The sequence below is a fragment of the Bradyrhizobium sp. USDA 241 genome (assembly GCF_049739505.1).
Classification (GTDB): domain Bacteria; phylum Pseudomonadota; class Alphaproteobacteria; order Rhizobiales; family Xanthobacteraceae; genus Bradyrhizobium; species Bradyrhizobium liaoningense.
Window position 1 is genome coordinate 763,367 of record NZ_JBMGPZ010000005.1, and the last position, 20,299, is coordinate 783,665.

16 protein-coding genes and 1 pseudogene are annotated in these 20,299 nt (G+C 65.2%); 14 read left to right on the forward strand and 3 right to left on the reverse strand.

The features are described from left to right. The first annotated feature begins 5 nt into the window (after positions 1-5). The 10 genes and pseudogenes from ABIF91_RS25490 (at position 6) to ABIF91_RS25535 (ending at position 14,191) form a co-directional block, all read left to right on the forward strand. Positions 6-1,311: pseudogene (locus tag ABIF91_RS25490) on the forward strand (MFS transporter). Between the two features lie 254 nt (positions 1,312-1,565). Then, complete coding sequence (locus tag ABIF91_RS25495; RefSeq protein ID WP_028179668.1) at positions 1,566-2,672, forward strand: efflux RND transporter periplasmic adaptor subunit; 1,107 nt, start codon at positions 1,566-1,568, stop codon at positions 2,670-2,672. 223 nt (positions 2,673-2,895) lie between these two features. Continuing rightward, a complete protein-coding gene (locus ABIF91_RS25500; RefSeq protein WP_028179667.1) occupies positions 2,896-6,033 on the forward strand; it encodes an efflux RND transporter permease subunit in 3,138 nt (1,045 codons plus the stop codon). 34 nt (positions 6,034-6,067) lie between these two features. Further along, a complete protein-coding gene (locus tag ABIF91_RS25505; protein WP_028179666.1) occupies positions 6,068-6,667 on the forward strand; it encodes a TetR/AcrR family transcriptional regulator in 600 nt (199 codons plus the stop codon). Between the two features lie 135 nt (positions 6,668-6,802). After that, positions 6,803-7,426: a flavin reductase family protein gene (locus ABIF91_RS25510; RefSeq protein WP_028179665.1), complete on the forward strand. Its 624-nt coding sequence runs from the start codon at positions 6,803-6,805 to the stop codon at positions 7,424-7,426. Positions 7,427-7,708: 282 nt separating this feature from the next. Further along, on the forward strand, positions 7,709-9,976 hold the full coding sequence (locus tag ABIF91_RS25515; RefSeq protein ID WP_028179664.1) for an acyl-CoA dehydrogenase: 2,268 nt from the start codon (positions 7,709-7,711) through the stop codon (positions 9,974-9,976). Then, positions 9,976-11,259 carry an acetyl-CoA C-acetyltransferase gene (locus tag ABIF91_RS25520; protein ID WP_424579463.1) on the forward strand — a complete coding sequence of 428 codons (1,284 nt, stop codon included), beginning with the start codon at positions 9,976-9,978 and terminating at the stop codon, positions 11,257-11,259. The genes ABIF91_RS25515 and ABIF91_RS25520 overlap by 1 nt, the downstream gene beginning before the upstream one ends. A 2-nt stretch (positions 11,260-11,261) precedes the next feature. Beyond that, positions 11,262-13,358 carry a 3-hydroxyacyl-CoA dehydrogenase NAD-binding domain-containing protein gene (locus ABIF91_RS25525; RefSeq protein ID WP_028179662.1) on the forward strand — a complete coding sequence of 699 codons (2,097 nt, stop codon included), beginning with the start codon at positions 11,262-11,264 and terminating at the stop codon, positions 13,356-13,358. A 7-nt stretch (positions 13,359-13,365) separates the two neighbouring features. After that, on the forward strand, positions 13,366-13,776 hold the full coding sequence (locus ABIF91_RS25530) for an acyl-CoA thioesterase (RefSeq protein WP_028179661.1): 411 nt from the start codon (positions 13,366-13,368) through the stop codon (positions 13,774-13,776). 223 nt (positions 13,777-13,999) lie between these two features. Then, positions 14,000-14,191: a hypothetical protein gene (locus tag ABIF91_RS25535; protein ID WP_028134810.1), complete on the forward strand. Its 192-nt coding sequence runs from the start codon at positions 14,000-14,002 to the stop codon at positions 14,189-14,191. 227 nt (positions 14,192-14,418) lie between these two features. Here the strand turns inward: ABIF91_RS25535 and ABIF91_RS25540 are convergent, their stop codons facing one another. Then, positions 14,419-14,871 carry a nuclear transport factor 2 family protein gene (locus ABIF91_RS25540; RefSeq protein ID WP_035676791.1) on the reverse strand — a complete coding sequence of 151 codons (453 nt, stop codon included), beginning with the start codon at positions 14,869-14,871 and terminating at the stop codon, positions 14,419-14,421. Between the two features lie 154 nt (positions 14,872-15,025). Between ABIF91_RS25540 and ABIF91_RS25545 the strand changes: the two genes are divergently transcribed. Next, positions 15,026-15,712, forward strand: coding sequence for an HAD family hydrolase (locus ABIF91_RS25545; RefSeq protein WP_028179659.1), 687 nt, complete (start codon positions 15,026-15,028; stop codon positions 15,710-15,712). A gap of 107 nt (positions 15,713-15,819) precedes the next feature. After that, positions 15,820-16,665, forward strand: a complete 846-nt coding sequence (locus ABIF91_RS25550) for a DeoR/GlpR family DNA-binding transcription regulator (RefSeq protein WP_028179658.1) — start codon at positions 15,820-15,822, stop codon at positions 16,663-16,665. Between the two features lie 3 nt (positions 16,666-16,668). Here the strand turns inward: ABIF91_RS25550 and ABIF91_RS25555 are convergent, their stop codons facing one another. After that, positions 16,669-17,094, reverse strand: a complete 426-nt coding sequence (locus ABIF91_RS25555) for a type II toxin-antitoxin system VapC family toxin (RefSeq protein ID WP_028179657.1) — start codon at positions 17,092-17,094, stop codon at positions 16,669-16,671. Next, complete coding sequence (locus ABIF91_RS25560; RefSeq protein WP_028179656.1) at positions 17,091-17,375, reverse strand: type II toxin-antitoxin system Phd/YefM family antitoxin; 285 nt, start codon at positions 17,373-17,375, stop codon at positions 17,091-17,093. Before ABIF91_RS25560 ends, ABIF91_RS25555 begins: the two co-directional genes overlap by 4 nt. 231 nt (positions 17,376-17,606) lie before the next feature. Between ABIF91_RS25560 and glpD the strand changes: the two genes are divergently transcribed. Together glpD and ABIF91_RS25570 are read left to right on the forward strand one after the other, a co-directional pair. Then, positions 17,607-19,157: a glycerol-3-phosphate dehydrogenase gene (glpD, locus tag ABIF91_RS25565; RefSeq protein WP_028179655.1), complete on the forward strand. Its 1,551-nt coding sequence runs from the start codon at positions 17,607-17,609 to the stop codon at positions 19,155-19,157. Next, the gene (locus ABIF91_RS25570; RefSeq protein WP_028179654.1) at positions 19,154-20,293 is read left to right on the forward strand and encodes an ABC transporter ATP-binding protein; all 1,140 of its coding nucleotides are present in this window, start codon (positions 19,154-19,156) and stop codon (positions 20,291-20,293) included. The genes glpD and ABIF91_RS25570 overlap by 4 nt, the downstream gene beginning before the upstream one ends. Positions 20,294-20,299: the final 6 nt, after the last annotated feature.

Sequence of the window (20,299 nt, forward strand, 5' to 3'; positions counted from 1 at the left end):
AAGCAATGAGCCAGACCACCTATGCCGGTTCTGCCGGCGGAGCCAAGAGCGCCAGCAAGAGCGACATCGAGACCTCGACCATCCGCGCCATCTCCTGGCGCCTGATTCCGTTCCTGGTGCTGGCCTACTTCTTCTCCTATCTCGACCGCGTCAATCTCGGCTTTGCCGCGCTGACCATGAATGCGGAGCTGAAGTTCACCCCGCTGATCTTCTCCTGGGGCGCCGGCATCTTCTTCATCGGCTATTTCATCTTCGAGGTCCGAGCAACCTCGCGCTGGAGAAATTCGGCGCGAGCCGCTGGATCGCCCGCATCATGGTGACCTGGGGCATCATCTCGGCACTGATGGCGATGGTCAGCGGCGTGACGAGCTTCTACGTGCTGCGCTTCCTGCTCGGCGTCGCCGAGGCCGGCTTCTTCCCCGGCATCATCCTCTATCTCACCTATTGGTATCCGGCCCAATATCGCGCCCGCTTCCTCGCGGCCTTCGCCATCGCCGTGCCGGTCTCGACCGTGATCGGCGCGCCGATCTCGGGCCTGCTGCTCGGGCTCGACGGCATGATGGGGCTGAAGGGCTGGCAGTGGCTGTTCATCATCGAGGGCATTCCTTCCGTGCTGCTCGGCATCGTCACCTGGTTCTATCTCACCGACAGACCGGAGAAGGCGGACTGGCTCTCGGCCGAGCAAAAGGCCTGGCTCAAGGCCAAGCTCGATTCGGAGATCGCGGCCAAGCAGGCGGTGAAGCATTTCTCGCTGGGCGAAGCGCTGTCGTCACCGAAGGTGATAGCACTCAGCCTGGTCTATTTCGGCTTCGTCGGCGCGCTCTATGGCATGCAGTTCTGGCTGCCGCAGATCGTCAAGGCGTTCGGCCTCACCAACGCGCAAACCGGCTTCGTCACCGCGATTCCCTATCTGTTCGGCACCATCGCCATGGTCCTGTGGGCGCGGCATTCGGATGCGAGTCGCGAGCGCGTCATGCATGTCGGCGCACCGCTGCTGCTCACCGCCGTCGCTCTCGGCATCTCCTCCTCTCTCACCGATCCCACCCTGACGATGGTGGCGCTGACGGTCGCCGCGATCGGCGTGTTCTGCTGCTTCGGGGTGTTCTGGACGTTGCCGACCGCCTGGCTGTCCGGCACGGCGGCGGCCGGCGCGATCGCCCTGATCAACTCGATCGGCAATCTCGCCGGTTTCGGCGGGCCCTATTTGATCGTGGTTTGCTCGTCCTCGCCGTGCTGCCCCTGATCGCCGGCATTTTGGTCTTCGTCGGCGGCCACGACAGCAAGCACGAGTTCGCCGAGCAGGGGCGGTAACGGCTTCGCAGGCTGGGCAACGGTGCGCACTTCGCGCTCCGTGCCTCCCGGGCTGACGCGTGGCACGCTTCCGCCTTCGCGGTCCGGGCTGCGCGGACAGTCCCCTGCCCAACTCTACAATCGCACCTTCGCAACTCGGCCAGCTCAATCCTTACCACCCCTTAACGATCACGCTTTCCTGATGACTGATGAATATTGACTTTCGTCAGTGATTAGTCGACATTCCTCAAATCGAGATGCAGGAGTGTCCTTCGATGTTCGTCCGGTCGGTTTTGTCCAGCTATTCCAAGCTCTTGGCGGGTGTGTCGCTGGCCCTGATGGCCGCTGCCCTGGCCGGGTGCAATGATACTGTTGCCGAGAAGGCCGAGCCGCCGCGGCCGGTTTTGGTTGCGACCGCGCATTATAGTGCCGAGACGCCGGAGCGGAGCTTCGTCGGCACCATCAGGCCGCGGATCGAGAGCGATCTCGGCTTCCGCGTCGCTGGTAAGGTTGCCAAGCGCCTGGTCGAGGTCGGCCAGACTGTCGAAATTGGCCAGCCGCTGGCCACCCTCGACGAGGTCGACCTGAAGCTCCAGGCCGAGCAGGCCGTCGCCGAGCAGACCGCCGCGACCGGTGTGCTGGCCCAGGCCGCCGCCGCCGAGCAGCGCGCCAAGGACCTGAAGGCCAAGGGCTGGACCACCGATGCGCAACTGGATTCGAGCCGCGCCGCCGCCGACGAGGCCCGTGCGCGCCTGAACCGGGCCGAGCGCTCGGTCGAACTGACCAAGAATTCCCTTTCCTACGCGACGCTCAACGCCGACGCCCGAGGCGTCGTCACCGCAACGCTGATCGAGCCCGGCCAGGTGGTTGCCGCGGGCCAGGCCTCGATCCGTGTCGCCCGCTTTGCCGAAAAGGAAGCGGTCGTCGCGATCCCTGAGACGCTGGTCGGACGCGCCAAGTCGGGCGTCGCCAGCGTCACTCTTTGGTCCGAGCCGAACAAGAAGTATGCGGCCAAGCTGCGCGAGATCGCGCCGGCGGCCGACCCGGCCACGCGCACCTATCTGGCAAAGTTCTCGCTGCCCGAGGCCGACGACAAGGTCGCGCTCGGCATGACGGCGACGCTGACGCTGTCTGACGCCGCGACCGAACGCGTCGCCCGGCTGCCGCTGTCGGCGCTGTTCAACGAAGGCGGCAAGCCGTCCTTCTATGTCGTCGACGACAACGGCTCGGTCGCGCTGAAGCCGGTGACGGTGAAGTCTTACGAGAGCAAGGACGTCGTCATCACGGGCGGAATCGAGGAGGGCGCCAAGATCGTCGCCCTCGGCGTGCAGAAGCTCGATCCGGGCCAGCGGGTGCGGATCGTTTCATCACTGAGTTTCTAATTCCCGTCATTCCGGGTTCGCCCTGCGGGCGCCCCGGAATGACTGGAGAAATCGAGTTCCGTCGTTGCAAGGCGAGTTTCGGCCCGAGCGCAAATGCGAGGGCTGAAGCGGCGAAGCGATCCAGAACCTGCCCAGCCCCCTGGATTGCTTCGCTGCCTCGCGATGACGGGGTGAATAGAGCGGCTGTCGTATTTGCAACTGGATCTTCTTTTCGGAGAGAGCGATGAAGCGCTTCAACCTTTCGGCCTGGGCCGTCAGCCATCCGACGCTGGTTCTCTTCCTGATGATCGTGCTCGGCGTCGCAGGCTTCTTCTCCTATGAGAAGCTCGGCCGCGCCGAGGATCCGTTCTTCACGGTGAAGGTGGTCAACGTCTCCGTGATATGGCCGGGCGCGACCGCGCAGGAGATGCAGACCCAGGTCGCCGACCCCATCGAAAAGAAGATCCAGGAGCTGCCCTATTTCGAGAAGGTGCAGACCTATTCCAAGCCCGCCTTCACCGCGCTCCAGGTCACGTTCCGCGACAACACGCCGCCGAAGGACGTGCCTTATCTCTTCTACCTCTTGCGCAAGAAGCTGGTCGACGTGCAGGGCCAGCTGCCGTCCGGCATTCTCGGGCCCGTCGTCAACGACGAGTTCTCCGACGTCGATTCCATCCTGTACATGATGACCGGCGACGGCGCCGACTATGCCCAGCTGAAGAAGGTCTCGGAAGGTTTTCGTCAGCGCCTCCTGAAGGTGCCCGGCGTGACCAAAGTCGACGTCTACGGCAATCAGGACGAGCGCATCTTCGTCGAGTTCTCCCACGCCAAGCTCGCCACCCTCGGCATCACGCCGCAGGCGCTGTTCGATTCGCTCGCCAAGCAGAACAACGTGACGCCGGCCGGCACGGTCGAAACCTCGTCGCAGCGCGTGCCGCTGCGCGTCACCGGCGCGCTCGACGGTGCCAAGGCCGTCGCCGAAACGCCGGTCGAGAGCAACGGCCGCGTGTTCCGCCTCGGCGACATCGCCACCGTCACCCATGGCTATGTCGATCCGCCGAGCTTCGTCGTGCGCCAGGAAGGCAAGCCCGCGATCGGCATCGGCGTCGTTACCGCCAAGGGCGCCAACATTCTCGAGCTCGGCAAGGAGGTCGAGAAGGCGACCAACGAGTTCATGAAGGCCGTGCCGCAGGGCATCGACGTCAAGCTGATCGCCGACCAGCCCAAGGTGGTCGAGCACGCCGTCGGCGAGTTCGTACATTCCTTCATGGAAGCGCTCGTCATCGTGCTGTTCGTCTCGTTCCTGGCACTCGGCTGGCGCACCGGCATCGTGGTCGCCTTGTCGGTGCCGCTGGTGCTCGGCATCGTCTTCATCGTCATGAACACGATGTCGCTCGACCTGCATCGCATCACGCTCGGCGCGCTGATCATCGCGCTCGGCCTGCTCGTCGACGACGCCATCATCGCGGTCGAGATGATGGTGGTGAAGATGGAGCAGGGCTGGGACCGCGTGCGCGCGGCGTCCTTTGCCTGGGAATCGACTGCGTTCCCGATGCTCACGGGAACGCTGGTCACGGCCGCCGGCTTCCTCCCCATCGGCTTTGCCAATTCCGCGGTCGGCGAATATGCCGGCAGCATCTTCTGGATCGTGGCGATCGCGCTGGTCGCCTCCTGGTTCGTGGCGGTGATCTTCACGCCCTATATCGGCGTCAAGCTGCTCCCGGACATGAAGGCGCACCACAACCACGATCCGCACGCGGTCTACGAGACCCGCATGTACCGGGGCCTGCGCGCCATCGTGCGATGGTGCGTCAACCACCGCATCACCGTGGTGGTCGCGACCGTCGGCGTCTTCGTCGCCTCGATCGTCGGCTTCGGCCAGGTCCAGCAGCAGTTCTTCCCGCTCTCGGAGCGGCCCGAGCTGTTCCTCCAATTGCGCCTGCCCGAAGGCACCGCCTTCAACGTCACCGAGAAGGCGGTGAAGAAGGCCGAAACGCTGCTCAAGGACGACAAGGACATCGAGACCTATACCGCCTATGTCGGCCAGGGCTCGCCGCGCTTCTGGCTCGGCCTCAATCCGCAGCTTCCGAACGAGGCCTTCGCCGAGATCGTCATCGTCGCCAAGGGCGTCGAGGCGCGCGAGCGCATCAAGGCCAAGATCGAGAACGCAGCTGCCGAAGGCTTCCTGACCGAGGCGCGCGTGCGCGTCGACCGCTTCAACTTCGGTCCACCGGTCGGCTTCCCCGTCCAGTTCCGCGTGATCGGCCCCGACGCCAACAAGGTGCGCGAGATCGCCTACCAGGTCCGCGACGTGATGCGGCAGAACAAGAGCGTCAAGGACGTCCAGCTCGACTGGAACGAGCAATCGCCTTACCTCAAGCTCGTCGTTGATCAGGATCGCGCCCGTGCCATGGGCCTGACCCCGCAGGACGTCTCGCAGGCGCTGGCGATGCTGATCTCGGGTTCGCAGGTCACGACCGTTCGCGACGGCATCGAGAAGGTCGGCGTGGTCGCCCGCGCGATCCCGTCCGAACGCCTCGACCTCGGCGGTGTCGGTGATCTCACCATCACCTCGCGCAATGGCGTTGCCGTGCCGCTGCAGCAGATCGCCAAGATCGAGTATGCCCATGAGGAACCGATCATGTGGCGGCGCAACCGCGACATGGCGATCACCGTGCGCTCCGACGTCGTCGACGGCGTGCAGGCGCCCGACGTCACCAACCAGATCACGCCGAAGCTGAAGGCGATCACGGACCACCTCGAACCGGCCTACCGGATCGAGCCCGGCGGAGCGTTCGAGGAATCCGCCAAGGGCAACGCCTCGATCTTCATCCTCTTCCCGGTGATGGTCATGGTGATGCTGACGCTGCTGATGATCCAGCTTCAGAGCTTCTCGCGCCTGATCCTGGTGTTCCTGACCGCGCCGCTCGGCATCGTCGGCGCCTCGCTCGGGCTCAACGTCGCCAATGCCCCGTTCGGCTTCGTGGCGCTGCTCGGCCTGATCGCGCTCGCCGGCATGATCATGCGCAACACGGTCATCCTGGTCGACCAGATCGAGACCGACGTCTCGCACGGCCTGACCCGGCGCGAGGCGATCGTGGAAGCCACTGTCCGCCGCGCCCGTCCGGTGGTGCTGACGGCGCTCGCCGCCATCCTCGCCATGATCCCGCTGTCGCGGTCGGCGTTCTGGGGACCGATGGCGATCACCATCATGGGCGGCCTGTTCGTTGCGACCTTCCTGACCCTGCTGTATCTGCCGGGCCTCTATGCACTTTGGTTCCGCAAGAGCCTGGACGAGGCGGGTACGCCCGAGCAGCCCGCCGCGCCGCAGCATGGCAGCGATGAACATCCAGCAATTCCGCTTGCTGAAGCGGCTGAATAAGTGAGATGAAGTGCTGAGCGATGAGTCCTGACTGATGGCCCTTATTTCGGAGCATATCGAAGGCGACACCCGGGATCGTATCCTCGAGGTGGCCGAGCGGCTGTTCCGCCAGATCGGCTACCAGAAGACCACGGTCGGCGACATCGCCAAGGAGCTCAGAATGAGCCCCGCCAACGTCTATCGCTTCTTCGAATCGAAGAAAGCGATCCATCAGGCGGTAGCCCGTTCGCTGATGGGCGAGGTCGAGCTCGAGGCCCAGCGGATCGTGGCGAAGCCGGGTCCGGTTGAGGAACGCTTCCGCGAGCTGCTCACCACCATCCATCGCATGAACACCGAGCGCTATGTCGGCGACAACAAGCTGCACGAGATGGTCGCGATCGCGATGGAGGAGGACTGGGACGTCTGCGTCGCCCATATGGAGTGCATCGCCGGCGTCGTCGGCCAGATGATCGCGCAAGGCGTCGCCTCCGGCGAGTTCGAGGCGCCGGACCTGCAACTGGCCGCGCTCTGCTCGTGCACCGCGATGATCCGCTTCTTCCACCCCCAGATGATCGCCCAGTGTGCCACCAAGCCTGGCCCGAACATCGACCAGATGATCGATTTCGTCATCGCGGGTCTGTCGCCGCGCCACTGACGGGGCGGGAAGTTTCTCCTATAACGTCCTTGCCGTCATTCCGGGGCGGTCCGTAGGACCGAACTCGGAATCTCGAGATTCCGGGTTCGATGCTTCGCATCGCCCCGGAATGACGGGCATTGGAGAAGCACCCGCGTGACCGACAAAGACCTGTACTTCTATGAGCCCTCCAAGGGCCACGGCCTCAAGCACGATCCCTTCAACGCCATCATCGCGCCGCGGCCGATCGGCTGGATCTCCTCCCGCGATACCAAGGGCCACGTCAACCTCGCGCCCTACAGCTTCTTCAACGCGTTCTGTTACGTGCCGCCGATCATCGGCTTCTCCTCCACCAACTGGAAGGACACGGTCGAGAACATGCAGCAGACCGGCGAGTTCGTCTGGAATCTGGCCACGATGGACCTGGCCAAGCACATGAACGCGACCGCGGCGCATGTCGCGCCCGAGGTCGACGAGTTCAAGCTTGCGGGGCTCACCGCCGTGCCCGGCAAGCTCGTCAACGTGCCGCGGGTGGGTGAGAGCCCCGTCGCCTTCGAGTGCAAGGTGTCCGACATCGTCCGCCTCAAGGGCGCCGACGGCAAGGAGGCCGACGCCTGGCTGACGTTAGGGGAGGTCGTCGCCGTCCACATCGACAAGGCCCTGATCAAGGACGGCGTCTACCAGACCGCCGCCGCCCGCCCGATCGTCCGCGCCGGCCGCCGCGGCGATTATTTCGAGATCAAGCCTGAAAACATGTTCGAGATGATCCGGCCGGATTAGGCCCGTCTCCCTCAACGCCGTCATTCCGGGGCGCGCCGTCAGGCGCGAGCCCGGAATCCATACTCCCGATCGTGGTTATGGATTCCGGGCTCGACGCTTGCGCGTCGCCCCGGAATGACGCTGAGAGAGCTTGCTCCAATCCCCCTCCCGGAACTGCCGTCCCACCCTGGCCGTTATGGTGCGGGGCCGCTCGGCCGCGTCAATTTTGCAGCCGAACCTTTCACGCAACCACCCACTTTCCGCTAAAATGCCTGATCACCGCGCCGATGCATGAGGTCTGCCATGAGCTTCCGCCGCGACACCATCACAAAGCCGATCTTTTCCTGGGCGCGCGGCGTGCTGCCGGCGATGTCCGACACCGAGCGCGAGGCGCTGGAGGCCGGAGACGTCTGGTGGGACGCCGATCTCTTCACCGGCGACCCTGATTGGTCGAAGCTGCTGAAGGTGCCGCAGGCGAGGCTGACCGATGAGGAACGGGCCTTCCTGGGCGGTCCCGTCGACGAGCTCTGCGCCATGCTCGACGAGTGGAAGATCTTCTGGGAATGGCGCGACCTGCCGCAGGATGTCTGGCATTTCGTCAAGCGCGAGAAGTTCTTCGGCATGATCATCCCGAAGGAGTTCGGCGGCCTCGGCTTCTCACCTTACGCGCATTCGGAAGTGGTGCGCAAGATCTCGACCCGCTCGATCGCCGCGGCCGTCACCGTGATGGTGCCGAACTCGCTCGGTCCCGGCGAGCTCCTGATGCGCTTCGGCACCAGGGAGCAGCAGGAACGCTGGCTGCCACGCCTCGCCGACGGCCGCGACATTCCCTGCTTCGGGCTCACCAGCCCGGAGGCCGGGTCCGATGCGGCCTCGATGGTCGACACCGGCATCGTCTGCAAGGGCGAGTTCGAGGGCCGCGAGGTCGTCGGCCTCAGGCTCAACTGGCACAAGCGCTACATCACGCTCGGTCCCGTCGCGACGCTCCTGGGCCTTGCCTTCAAGGCTTACGACCCGGATCGTCTGGTCGGCGATCGAGAAGAGCTCGGCATCACCGTGGCGCTGATCCCGACCAATCTGCCCGGTGTCGAGATCGGCCAGCGCCATCTGCCATCGATGCAGGTGTTCCAGAACGGACCGAATTGGGGACGCGACGTCTTCATCCCGCTCGACTATGTCATCGGCGGCAAGGAGCGCCTCGGGCAGGGTTGGAAGATGCTGATGACGGCGCTGGCCGCCGGCCGCGGCATCTCGCTGCCGTCGCTCTCTGCCGCGGGCGCCGCCTATGCGGCGCGCACCACCGGCGCCTATGCCCGCATCCGCGAGCAGTTCGGCATCTCCATCTCCAAGTTCGAAGGTGTCGAGGAGCCGCTCGCCCGCATCAATGCCACCGCCTACCAGCTCGATGCCGCACGCCGGCTGACCTGTGCGGCGCTGAATGCCGGCATTCATCCCGCCGTCATTTCCGGCATCATGAAACTGCATGCGACCGAGCGGATGCGCACCGCGATCGATGACGCCATGGACATCCATGGCGGCAAGGCCGTGATCGACGGTCCGCAAAACTATCTCGGCAATCTGCACCGCGCCGTCCCGGTCGGCATCACGGTCGAGGGCGCCAACATCCTGACCCGCAACCTCATCGTATTCGGGCAAGGTGCCATCCGCGCGCACCCCTATCTGCTCGACGAGATGAATGCGCTCGCCGATTCCGACCGCGAGCGCGGCCTCAGCGCCTTCGACAAGGCGTTCTGGAAACATGTCGGCCATAGTTTCCGGACACTGTTCCGCGCCTTTGGCCGCAGCTGGACCTTTGGCGCATTCGCGCCGGCGCCCGATGCGGGCGATGCGACGCCATTTTATCGCCAGCTCTCGCGCTACTCCGCGGCCTTTGCGCTCTGCGCCGACATGGCGCTGCTGACGCTCGGCGGCGCGCTCAAGCGCAAGGAGATGCTGTCGGCCCGCTTCGGCGACATCCTGTCCGAGCTCTATCTGCTCTCGGCCGCGCTGAAGCGCTGGCAGGACGAGAGCCGGCAGAAGGAGGATTTTGCCGCGCTGGAATGGTGCATGGCGACCGGCTTCCGGACCATCGAGAACCGGCTCGCCGAGATCCTCGCCAATCTGCCCAACCGCTTCGTCGCGGGCTTCCTCAGGCTCGTGGTCCAGCCGTTCGGCGCGCGCGTGCTCGGCCCCTCCGACCGCGTCGTGCACCAATGCGCGAGTCTGGTCCTGGAGCCGTCGGCGGCACGCGAGCGCCTCACGCCGGATCTGGCCCGGGTCGACGACGACGGCGGTTTTGCCCGGCTGGAGCGCGCGTTCGAGCTGGTCGCCAGCACGGACGCCATCGCCAGGCGCCTCCGCGCCGCGCAGATCCGCGACTGGAAGGAAGCGGTCGCCAAGGGCGTGATCACGCAGGCTGAGGGCGAGCAGCTCGCCGTCGCCCGCGAAGCCGTCACAAAAGTGATAGAGGTCGACGATTTTGCGCCGGAGGCGCTGTCGCCGATTTACAAGAAAACCGCCAATGTGCATCAGTTCTTCCAGGAACTCGGTGAGCAGAGGGCGGCGAGCTGATGGCACGACCGGTATTCATCGTCGACGGCAGCCGGACGCCGTTTCTGAAGGCGCGTTCGGGGCCCGGTCCGTTCATGCCGGTCGATCTCGCCGTGCAGTGCGGCCGGCCGCTCCTGGCGCGCCAGCCGTTCGCGCCTGACAGCTTCGATCAGGTCATCCTCGGTTGCGTCAATGTGATCGCGGACGAGATGAATCCGGCCCGCGTCGCCGCGCTCCGGCTCGGCATGGGCGAGGACATGGTGGCCTTCACCGTGCAGATCAATTGCGGCTCCGGCATGCAGTCGATCGACACCGCCTACCGCTACATCCGTGAAGGCCATGCCGACATGATCCTTGCCGGCGGCACCGAGGCGCTGAGCCACGCGCCGCTGGTCTGGCCGAATTCCGGCGTGCGCTGGTTCGCCGGCCTTGCCACCGCCAAGGGCGTTGCCGCCAAGCTCGCTGCGGCGTTCAAGCTGCGGCCGCGCGATCTCAAGCCGATCATCGGCCTCGAGCGCGGCCTGACCGATCCCGTCACCGAGCTGAACATGGGCCAGACCGCAGAGGTCGTCGGCCATCTCTTCGGCATCACGCGCGCACAGTCCGATGCTTACGCCGCCGAAAGCCATCGCCGCCTTGCGCATGCGCAAGGCGCGGGATTCCTGAAGGGTGAGGTCGAGACCGCGTTCTCCCGCGACGGCAAGTTCTTCGACCACGACGACGGCGTGAGGCCGGATTCCACGGTCGAGTCACTCGCAAAGCTACGGCCGGTGTTCGAGCGCCCCTGGGGACAGGTCACCGCCGGCAATTCCTCGCAGATCACCGACGGTGCCTCCTGGGTGATCCTGGCGTCCGACGCCGCGGTCGCAAAACACAGGCTGACGCCGAAGGCCGTCATCGTCGACAGCCATTGGGCCGCGCTCGATCCCAGCATCATGGGGCTCGGGCCCGTGATGTCGGCGACGCCGCTGCTCACGCGCAACAATCTCACGATCAAGGACGTCGAGACCTGGGAGCTGAACGAGGCCTTTGCGACGCAGGTGCTCGGCTGCCTCGCCGCCTGGAACGACGACAAATTCTGCCGCGAGATCCTCGGGCTGGACGGCGCCGCCGGTGAGATCGACCGTGACAGGCTCAACGTCGACGGCGGCGCCATCTCGCTCGGCCATCCCGTCGGCACCTCCGGCAACCGCATCGTTCTGCATCTCGTCAACGCGATGAAGCGGCTCGGCACGCGACGTGGAATTGCCACCGAATGCATCGGCGGCGGGCTCGGCGGCGCCATGCTGATCGAGGCGGTGTGACCATGGATTCGAAGATCATGACCGCGCTGGGCGACCGCCTCCTGACGCTTGGGCCCGCGCCCGCGGCGGACAGTCCATACAGGCATTTCAAGCTGACGCGTGACGCCGATGGTGTCGCCTGGCTGCTGTTCGACCGCGCCGATGCAAGCGCCAACACCCTGTCCTCCGACGTGATGGAGGAGTTCGACGCCGTGCTCGCGGCGATCGAGACCGAGCGTCCGGCCGGCCTCGTGATCCGCTCCGCCAAGCCGTCCGGCTTCATTGCCGGCGCCGACGTCAATGAATTCCGCGGCGCGTCTGATCCCGGCATGGTGGAGACGCGCATCCGTGCCGCGCATGCGGTGGTCGACCATCTGGAAGCGCTCAAGCTGCCGACGGTCGCGGTCATCCACGGCTTCTGCCTCGGCGGCGGCCTCGAAGTTGCGCTGGCCTGCCAGGCGCGCATCGCGATCGAAGGTGCGCGCTTCGGCTTTCCTGAGGTGATGCTGGGCCTGCATCCCGGCCTCGGTGGCACGGCGCGGTTCACCGCGCTGGTCAATCCGACCCAGTCGATGGCGCTGATGCTGACCGGCCGCACCATCGATGCGCGTCGCGCCAAGGCGATCGGCCTCGTTGATACCGTGACGCAGGAGCGCCACGTCCACGGCGCGGTGAAGGATGCGCTGTTCGGCCGGCTGAAGCGGGCCAGGCCCGGTCTGCTCGCGCGCGCCGCCAATCTCGGGCCGGTGCGTGGCCTGCTGGCCAGGCGCATGCGCGCAGAGGCGGCGAAGGCTGCATCCCGCGAGCATTATCCCGCGCCGTACGCGCTGATCGATCTCTGGGAAGCCCATGGCGGCAGCAAGGCCGCGATGCTGAAGGCCGAGCAGGCCTCCTTCGCCAAATTGATGGTGACGCCGACCGCGCAGAATTTGATCCGCGTCTTCTTCCTGCGCGAGCAGATGAAGAAGGCCGCAGGCAGCGGCAATGCGATCAAGCACGTCCATGTCATCGGCGCCGGCGCCATGGGCGGCGACATCGCGGCCTGGTGTGCAGGGCAGGGCCTTCGCGTCTCGCTTGCCGACATGAAGGCGGAGCCGATCGCGGGCGCGGTGAGGCGCGCAGCCGAGCTCTATGGCAAGATCATCCGCAAGCCGACGGACGTGCGTGATGCGCTCGATCGCCTCGTCCCCGACATCGACGGGGAGGGCGTCCGCAACGCCGATCTCATCATCGAAGCGGTGCCTGAGAAGCTCGAGCTGAAGCAGAAGGTCTATGCCGGCCTCGAGCCGCGGATGAAGCCGGGTGCGATCCTTGCGACCAACACGTCGAGCATTCCGCTTCAGGACTTGCGCACCACTCTGGCGCGGCCGGAGCGGCTGGTCGGCCTGCATTTCTTCAATCCGGTGTCGCGGTTGCAGCTGGTCGAGGTCGTCAGTCATGACGGCAACGATCCGCAGGTGCTGAAGGACGCGCTCGCCTTTGTCGGCGCGATCGACCGCCTGCCGCTCGCCGTGAAGAGCTCGCCCGGCTTCCTCGTCAACCGTGCGCTGACGCCTTACATGCTGGAAGCGATGGTGATGCTGGACGAGAAGATCGACCAGCGCCTGATCGACGCCGCGGCCGAGCAGTTCGGGATGCCGATGGGGCCGATCGAGCTCGCCGATCAGGTTGGGCTCGACATCTGCCTCGACGTCGGCGACATGCTGCGGACCAAGTTCGGCGATCTCCTGCCGCCGACGCCGGCCTGGCTGCGCGAGAAGGTCGCCAGGGGCGAACTCGGGCGCAAGACCGGCAAGGGCTTCTACACCTGGAAGGACGGCAAGGCGGAGAAGGCGCCGCTTCCAGAGACCGGCCCGCGCGTCACCGACCAGATGATCGACCGCCTCGTGCTGCCGATGTCCAACGTCTGCATCGCGGCGCTTCGCGAAGGCATCGTCGACGATGCCGATGCGGTCGATGGCGCCATGATCTTCGGCACCGGCTATGCGCCGTTCCGCGGCGGCCCGCTGAACTATGCGCGCACGCGTGGCGTGGATGACGTCGTGTCGACGCTGCGCGCGCTGGCCGAGCGATTCGGTGCGCGCTTTGCGCCTGATCCGGGCTGGGACAGTTTCAAGTGAGAGCGATATGAGCGAACAAGCGACAACCGGGCCGAGCGGCGATCTCTGCATTCGCACGCTGGCGATGCCGGCCGACACGAACGCCAACGGCGACATCTTCGGCGGCTGGCTCCTGAGCCAGATGGACGTCGGCGGCGGCGTGTTCGCCTCGAAGGCTGCGAGGTCGCGCACCGTGACGGTCGCGATCGAGGCGATGAATTTTCGCAAAGCGGTTTATGTCGGCGATCTCGTCTCGGTCTACGCCAATCTCGTGCGCGTCGGACGCACCTCGCTGACGGTGCATCTCGAGGCCTGGGCATTGCGGCGCAAGGAGCTTCATCCGTTCCTCGTCACCGACGGCAATTTCACCTATGTCTCGATCGACGACCACGGCCGTCCGCAGGAAATTCAGCGAAACGATCCGCCGATCGCGACGTAGTCGCGCGCGACGCTCTGCCTCATCCTGCGAGACGCGGCAATCGCTGCAGAACGCGGCGCGGGTGAGTCATCCTCGTCGCGGCTTCGCCAAGAACCAGTCATAAAACGGATGAGGTCCCGGCGTACTCAATTGCGTGTCGATTCGGGGTGGAAACGGCCTCAAATGCCTGGGAACCTTTGGGCATGAGTGCCGTTATTTGCCCGCACTGAGGGATCCACGGACCATGCCGGACAGCTACATCATTGAAGTCGATTCGCAGACCGCAGGTATCGTCGTTCGCTCTCAAGGAGGCTACTGCTTCTTCGCCTCGTCCCACCGCTTCAACCGTCTCGAAGGCCAGCTCTTCCGCAACGCCCGCGAAGCCGAACGCGCCGCGCGCAAGCTGGTTAACGGCGATGTGAAGGAGGCGGCGTAAGCGCCGTCATTCCGGGGCGCGCGAAGCGCGAGGCCGGAATTTTTTGCCGAGCACACATCTGCCCCACCTTCTCCCCTTGTGGGAGAAGGTGGCGCGAAGCGCCGGATGAGGCGTATGCATCCGCGAATCGATTGCGAGAGGTTTGCTCGTTGATAGAAACCCCTCACCCGTCTCGCGCTATCGCGGCGCGCCACCCTCTCCCACAAGGAGAGAGGGTTAATACGTCATCACAACTTCGTCGCAGCTCGCGACAGCAGCTTCCACTCGTCGCCCTGCTTCTGCCAGTTCATCAGGATGTGAAGATTGGTCGATACTTTTTTCCCGTCGGCCGCCATTTCCTGCTCGCCCAGCCAGTGGAAACGCACGATCGCTGCGGGGCCGACCACCTTGATGGTGGGGTCCTTGTATTCGATCGACAGGAATTTCGATTTGCCGTCGGTGGCGTTGGCGATGAAGGTTGCCTTGTCCTCGACCTTGCCGCTGGAATGGCTGTAGCTGAGATCGTCCCAGCACAGCGCAGCGAGCGCTTTCGGATCAGCCGCGATCTGGGCAAGGCGGAAGGCCTCGACCTTCTTCGCCACGGCTTCCTCGTCCGCCGAAGCGGCGAGCGCCGGCGCGGCCAACGCAAGCGCGGAGACGGCGAGAGTGGAGAGAGCCAGATCGCGTCGGTTGATCGTCATCGTTTCCTCCTTTTTGATCTTGCACCGAGTGTTGCAGTCGCGCGTGACTTTGTCGAGGGGCGCATTAGCGTCATGTGAATGCGTGATTGCGCGATCGGGACCGTATTGATACGTCTCGCGCATCGATGGGTCGCGCATTTGGGAAAGTACGGAAATGATCGAGGCCAGTTACGACGCGATGGGCAAGGCGTTGTTGTTCGACATCGACGGCACGCTCGCCGACACCGATCCGCTGCACTTGAAGGCGTTCAATCAGGTGCTCGGTCCGCACGGCCACGTCTTCGACCACGCGCGCTTCTCCAGGGAGCTGCAAGGTTTCGCCAATGTGGCGATCGGCGAGCGCTTTCTGCCCGACGAGGCGCCGGAGCGGCGCGCCCTGATCCTCGATGAGAAGGAGGAGGTCTTCCGCACGCTGGTGGCCGGGCAGATCGCACCGCTGCCGGGCCTGATGGCGCTGCTCGACCGGGCCGACACCGCCGGCATCCCCATGGTCGCCGTGACCAATGCGCCGCGCCTCAACGCCGAGCTGCTGCTGTCCGGTCTCGGCATCACGCATCGCTTCAAGGCGTTCGTGATCGGCGCCGAGCTGCCGCACGGCAAGCCGCATCCGCTGCCCTATCAGGAAGGGCTGCGTTTCGTCGGCGCGAGGCCGGAAACCTCGATCGCATTCGAGGATTCCCGCACCGGCGTGCAATCCGCCACGGCGGCCGGAATTCCCACCATCGGCATCCGGACCAGCCTCAGCCATGCCGACCTGGTTGGAGCAGGCGCGGTCACATCCGCGAGCGCGTTCGACGATCCGACGCTGCTCGCGCGTCTTGCGAACGCCATGGCGTGGTAAGAAATGGCGTGGTGAAGGCCCGTCATCCGTTAACCGTGATCGGCGTGCGCATTGACCGAAGGCGCGAACCGCCGCACCATGCATCACTTTGATTTGAGGCCGTTGCCGTGACCGGACTGACCCATCGCCAAGCCGAAATCCTCAACATCGCGCGCGCTTCCGGCCGCGTCATGGTCGAGGAGCTCGCGCGTCGCTTCGAAGTCTCGGCGCAGACTATCCGCAAGGATCTCAACGACCTCTGTGAACGGAGATCGCTGACCCGCATCCATGGCGGCGCCATCATCGCCTCCGGCGTCGAAAATCTCGCCTATGAGGCGCGCCGCTTCGTCGCCGCCGACGAGAAGAAGGCGATTGGGGCTGCCGCCGCCTCGCTGATCCCGAACGGCTGCTCGCTGTTCATCAATATCGGCACCACGACGGAGGAGGTCGCGAGCGCGCTGACCTCGCATGAGGATCTGCTCGTCATCACCAACAACCTCAACGTCGCGATGCTGCTCTACCGTCATCCGCGCATCGAGGTGGTGGTCGCGGGCGGCACGGTGCGGCGCGCCGACGGCGCCGTGGTCGGCTCGACCGCGACGCAGCTGATCGGCCAGTTCAAGGTCGACTATGCCATCATCGGCGCGTCCGCGATCGACGAGGAGGGGGCGCTGCTCGACTTCGACTATCGCGAGGTGCAGGTGGCGCAGGCCATCATCGCCAATGCCCGCAGCGTCATGCTGGTCGCCGATTCCACCAAGCTTCGCCGCAGCGCGCCGGTGCGGATCGCCCACATCACCCAGATCCAGACCTTCGTCACCGATCAGGAGCTCCCTGAGCGCCTCGCCACCATCTGCCACAGCAAGGGCATCGAGGTGGTCGAGGCGATGCCGAAGGGCGCGGATATCGACGATTCCCCGGCCGACGCCCAGGATGCCGCGCCGGAAGCCGCGCCAGTGGTGCGGCTGAGATAGGGGCTAAGCGTCGTCCCACGGGTTGAGCAGCGGAACGCCGAACGCAGCAAAATCCTTCACGTTGCGCGTGACGAGCGTGAGGCCGTGCGCGAGTGCGGTTGCTGCAAAGAAGCCGTCCATCACGGACAACGCAACGCCGCTCCTGCGGCTCTGAGCCATCAGATCGCCCCAGCGCTCGGCCACCGGCTGGTCGATCGGCAGGACGCGTTCGGCAAACCGTGCCGGCAGATCGTGGGCAAGCCAAGCCGCCAGCGCCGTGCGCCGGCGGCCGTCCTCCAGCAATGCGATGCCGCGGCGAAGCTCGGCGATCGAGGCAACACTGATGAACGCCCGGTCCTCGTCGATCGTATCAAGCCAAGCCAGAACTTTCGGTGAAGGCGTCGGCCGCTGAACCTCCGATAGCACATTGGTGTCGAGCAGCAGGTTCACGGCATTTCGTCGTGCGGCGCGTCGTGCACGCGGTCAAGCTCAAGGTCGGCGCCGCGCAGCGGCGAGGCCAGCAGGAATTCGGCGAGCGTGCCTTTGCGTGCGGCCTTGCGCGCCCATTCCTCGGCGGAAACGACCACCGCATTGGGCTTGCCGTGGCGGGTAATGACCTGCGGGCCGGTTTGGGCGCGGTCGATCACCTCGGATAGCCGTGCCTTGGCGTTGGCGAGCGTCCAGGTGTCGTCAGTCGGAAGCGAGTCGGGTGCAGCGTTGCGATCGGCCATGAGGTGTGAACCAATATGACTATCGTGACTATAATTCTGCCTGGTTGACTATTCAAGAGCGTGGCTGCTTCTCGGATTGCTGTTCAATCTGCTCATTTCCGCGGCCTCATTGCCCACCAGAAAGTTTCGCTTTCACTTCCTTCCGCCTCTCTTTCATCTTGCTTTCGTTTTTTGGTGTGATCTAATCAAAAACGAAAGTAGCCGTTCGACGGAACGAGCGGTCGCCGGGGGATGCGTCTGTTGGAGCGTATTTTCGATCTCGCCATCATCGGAGGCGGTGTTAACGGCTGCGGCATCGCGCGCGACGCGGTGGGCCGCGGCAACACGGTTTTCCTGTGCGAAATGAACGATCTGGCGAGTGGGACATCGTCCTGGTCGACCAAGCTGGTGCATGGCGGCCTGCGCTATCTCGAATATTACGAGTTTCGCCTGGTCCGCGAGGCGCTGATCGAGCGCGAGATCCTGTGGGGGATCGCGCCCCATATCATCCGCCCCCTGCGTTTCGTCCTGCCGCACCATGCCGGCCTGCGTCCCGCCTGGTTGCTGCGCTTGGGCCTCTTCCTCTATGACCACATCGGCGGCCGGCACCTGCTGCCCGCCACGCGCTCGGTCGATCTGAGGCGCGACGAGGTCGGCAAGCCGCTGATCCCGAATCGCTATGCCCGCGCCTTCGAATATTCCGACTGTTTCGTCGATGACGCCCGCCTCGTCGTGCTCAACGCGCGCGATGCCGCCGACAAGGGCGCCGAGATCCGGACCCGCACCCGCGCCACCGAGATTCGCCAGTCCGGCGGCCTCTGGACGGTCAGCATGGTCAATACGCTGACCGGCGAGCGCTCGCAGGTCCGGGCGCGCGCGCTCGTCAATGCCGGCGGTCCCTGGGTCGAGGACGTGCTCGGCCGTGGCGCCGGCGTCAATGCGAAGGCAAAAGTCCGCCTGGTGCAGGGCTCACATATCGTCGTGAAGAAACTCTACGATCACGACCGTGCCTACATGTTCCAGAATGCCGATGGCCGCATCATCTTCGTCATCCCGTACCAGGACGATTTCACGCTGATCGGCACCACCGATCGCGATTATGACGGCGATCCCGCCAAGGTGAAGGCGACGGCTGAGGAGATCCAGTATCTCTGCACCGCGGCGAGCGAATACCTCGCCAAGCCGGTCACGCCGGATGACGTGGTCTGGACCTATTCCGGCGTGCGGCCGCTCTATGACGACGGCGCGAGCGAAGCCAAGGCCGCGACGCGCGACTACGTGTTCGAGCTCGACACGCCCGGCGGCGTGCCGCTGCTGTCCATCTATGGCGGCAAGATCACGACCTATCGCAGGCTCGCCGAAGAGGCCCTGGAACGCCTTGCGCCCTATCTTCGCAGCGCGAAAGCGCGCGAGGGCTGGACCGGCAAATGGCCGCTGCCCGGCGGCGACATGGATGTGTCGGATATCGACGGGCTGATCGCCGAGCTCCAGCGCGGCTATTCCTTCCTCAGCCATGAGCACGCAAGGCGGCTCGCGCGCGCCTATGGCACGCGGGCGATGAAGCTGCTCGGCGATGCGAAATCATTGGCCGATCTCGGCCAGGCCTTCGGCGCAACCCTGACCGAGCGCGAGGTCCGCTATCTCATAGCCAATGAATGGGCCGTCACGGCGGAGGACGTGGTCTGGCGCCGTTCCAAGCTCGGCCTGCGACTATCTGCCGACGAGATTGCGACGCTCGACGACTGGATCAGGACCCACGCCGTGCCGCAAAGTCCCCTGCTGGAAGCGGGAGGACGCTCATGACCGTGACACTGGATCACGTGACCCGGACCGTCGAGGGTGTCGAGCACATCCGCGACGTCTCCCTGACGCTCGAGAGCGGTACGCTCAACGTCCTGCTCGGGCCGACGCTGTCGGGCAAGACCTCGATCATGCGGCTGCTCGCCGGTCTCGACAAGCCGACCACGGGCAAGGTGCTGGTCAACGGCAAGGACGTTACCGGCGTCGACGTGCGCCAGCGCTCGGTCGCGATGGTCTATCAGCAGTTCATCAACTACCCTTCGTTCACGGTCTACGAGAACATCGCCTCGCCCCTGCGCGTGCAGGGCAAGCCTCGCGACGAGATCGAGGCGCGCGTGGCGGAGGCGGCAAAGCTGCTGCGGCTCGAGCCGTTCCTGAAGCGGACGCCGCTCCAGCTCTCCGGCGGCCAGCAGCAGCGCACCGCGATCGCGCGGGCGCTGGTCAAGGGCGCCGACCTCGTGCTGCTCGACGAGCCGCTCGCCAATCTCGACTACAAGCTGCGCGAGGAGCTGCGCGCCGAATTGCCGCGCATCTTCGAGGCCTCGGGTGCGATCTTCGTCTATGCCACCACAGAGCCGACCGAGGCGCTGCTGCTCGGCGGCAACACGGTGTGCATGTGGGAGGGCCAGGCGCTGCAGATGGGCGAGACCGCCAGCGTCTACCGCCGGCCGAAGACCTTGCGCGTCGCGCAGGTCTTTTCCGATCCGCCGCTCAACCTCGTCGGCATCGAGAAGAAGAATGGCTCCGTGCAATATGCCGGCGGCATCGCGTCACCGGCCTCGGGGCTGTATTCGTCGCTGGCTGACGGCGCCTATCGCGTCGGCTTTCGCGCGCATCAGCTCGCGCTCGCCAATGGCGAGGCCGACCGCCATGCCTTCCATGCCACTGTCACGGTGACCGAGATCACCGGTTCGGAGAGTTTCGTGCATCTGACCCGCGATGGTTCGAACTGGGTGGCGGTGCTGCACGGCGTGCACGAATTCGAGCCGGGCCAGACGCTCGACGCCGTGCTTGACCCGAATGATGTCTTCGTGTTCGACGCGGCGGATCGCCTCGTCGCGGCACCAAGCATAGCGTTTTCAAGCGAAGCGCGTAGCGGTTCGCGTGAAGAAAACGCGTCGAACAGAAAAAGCTCTTGAGGGAGG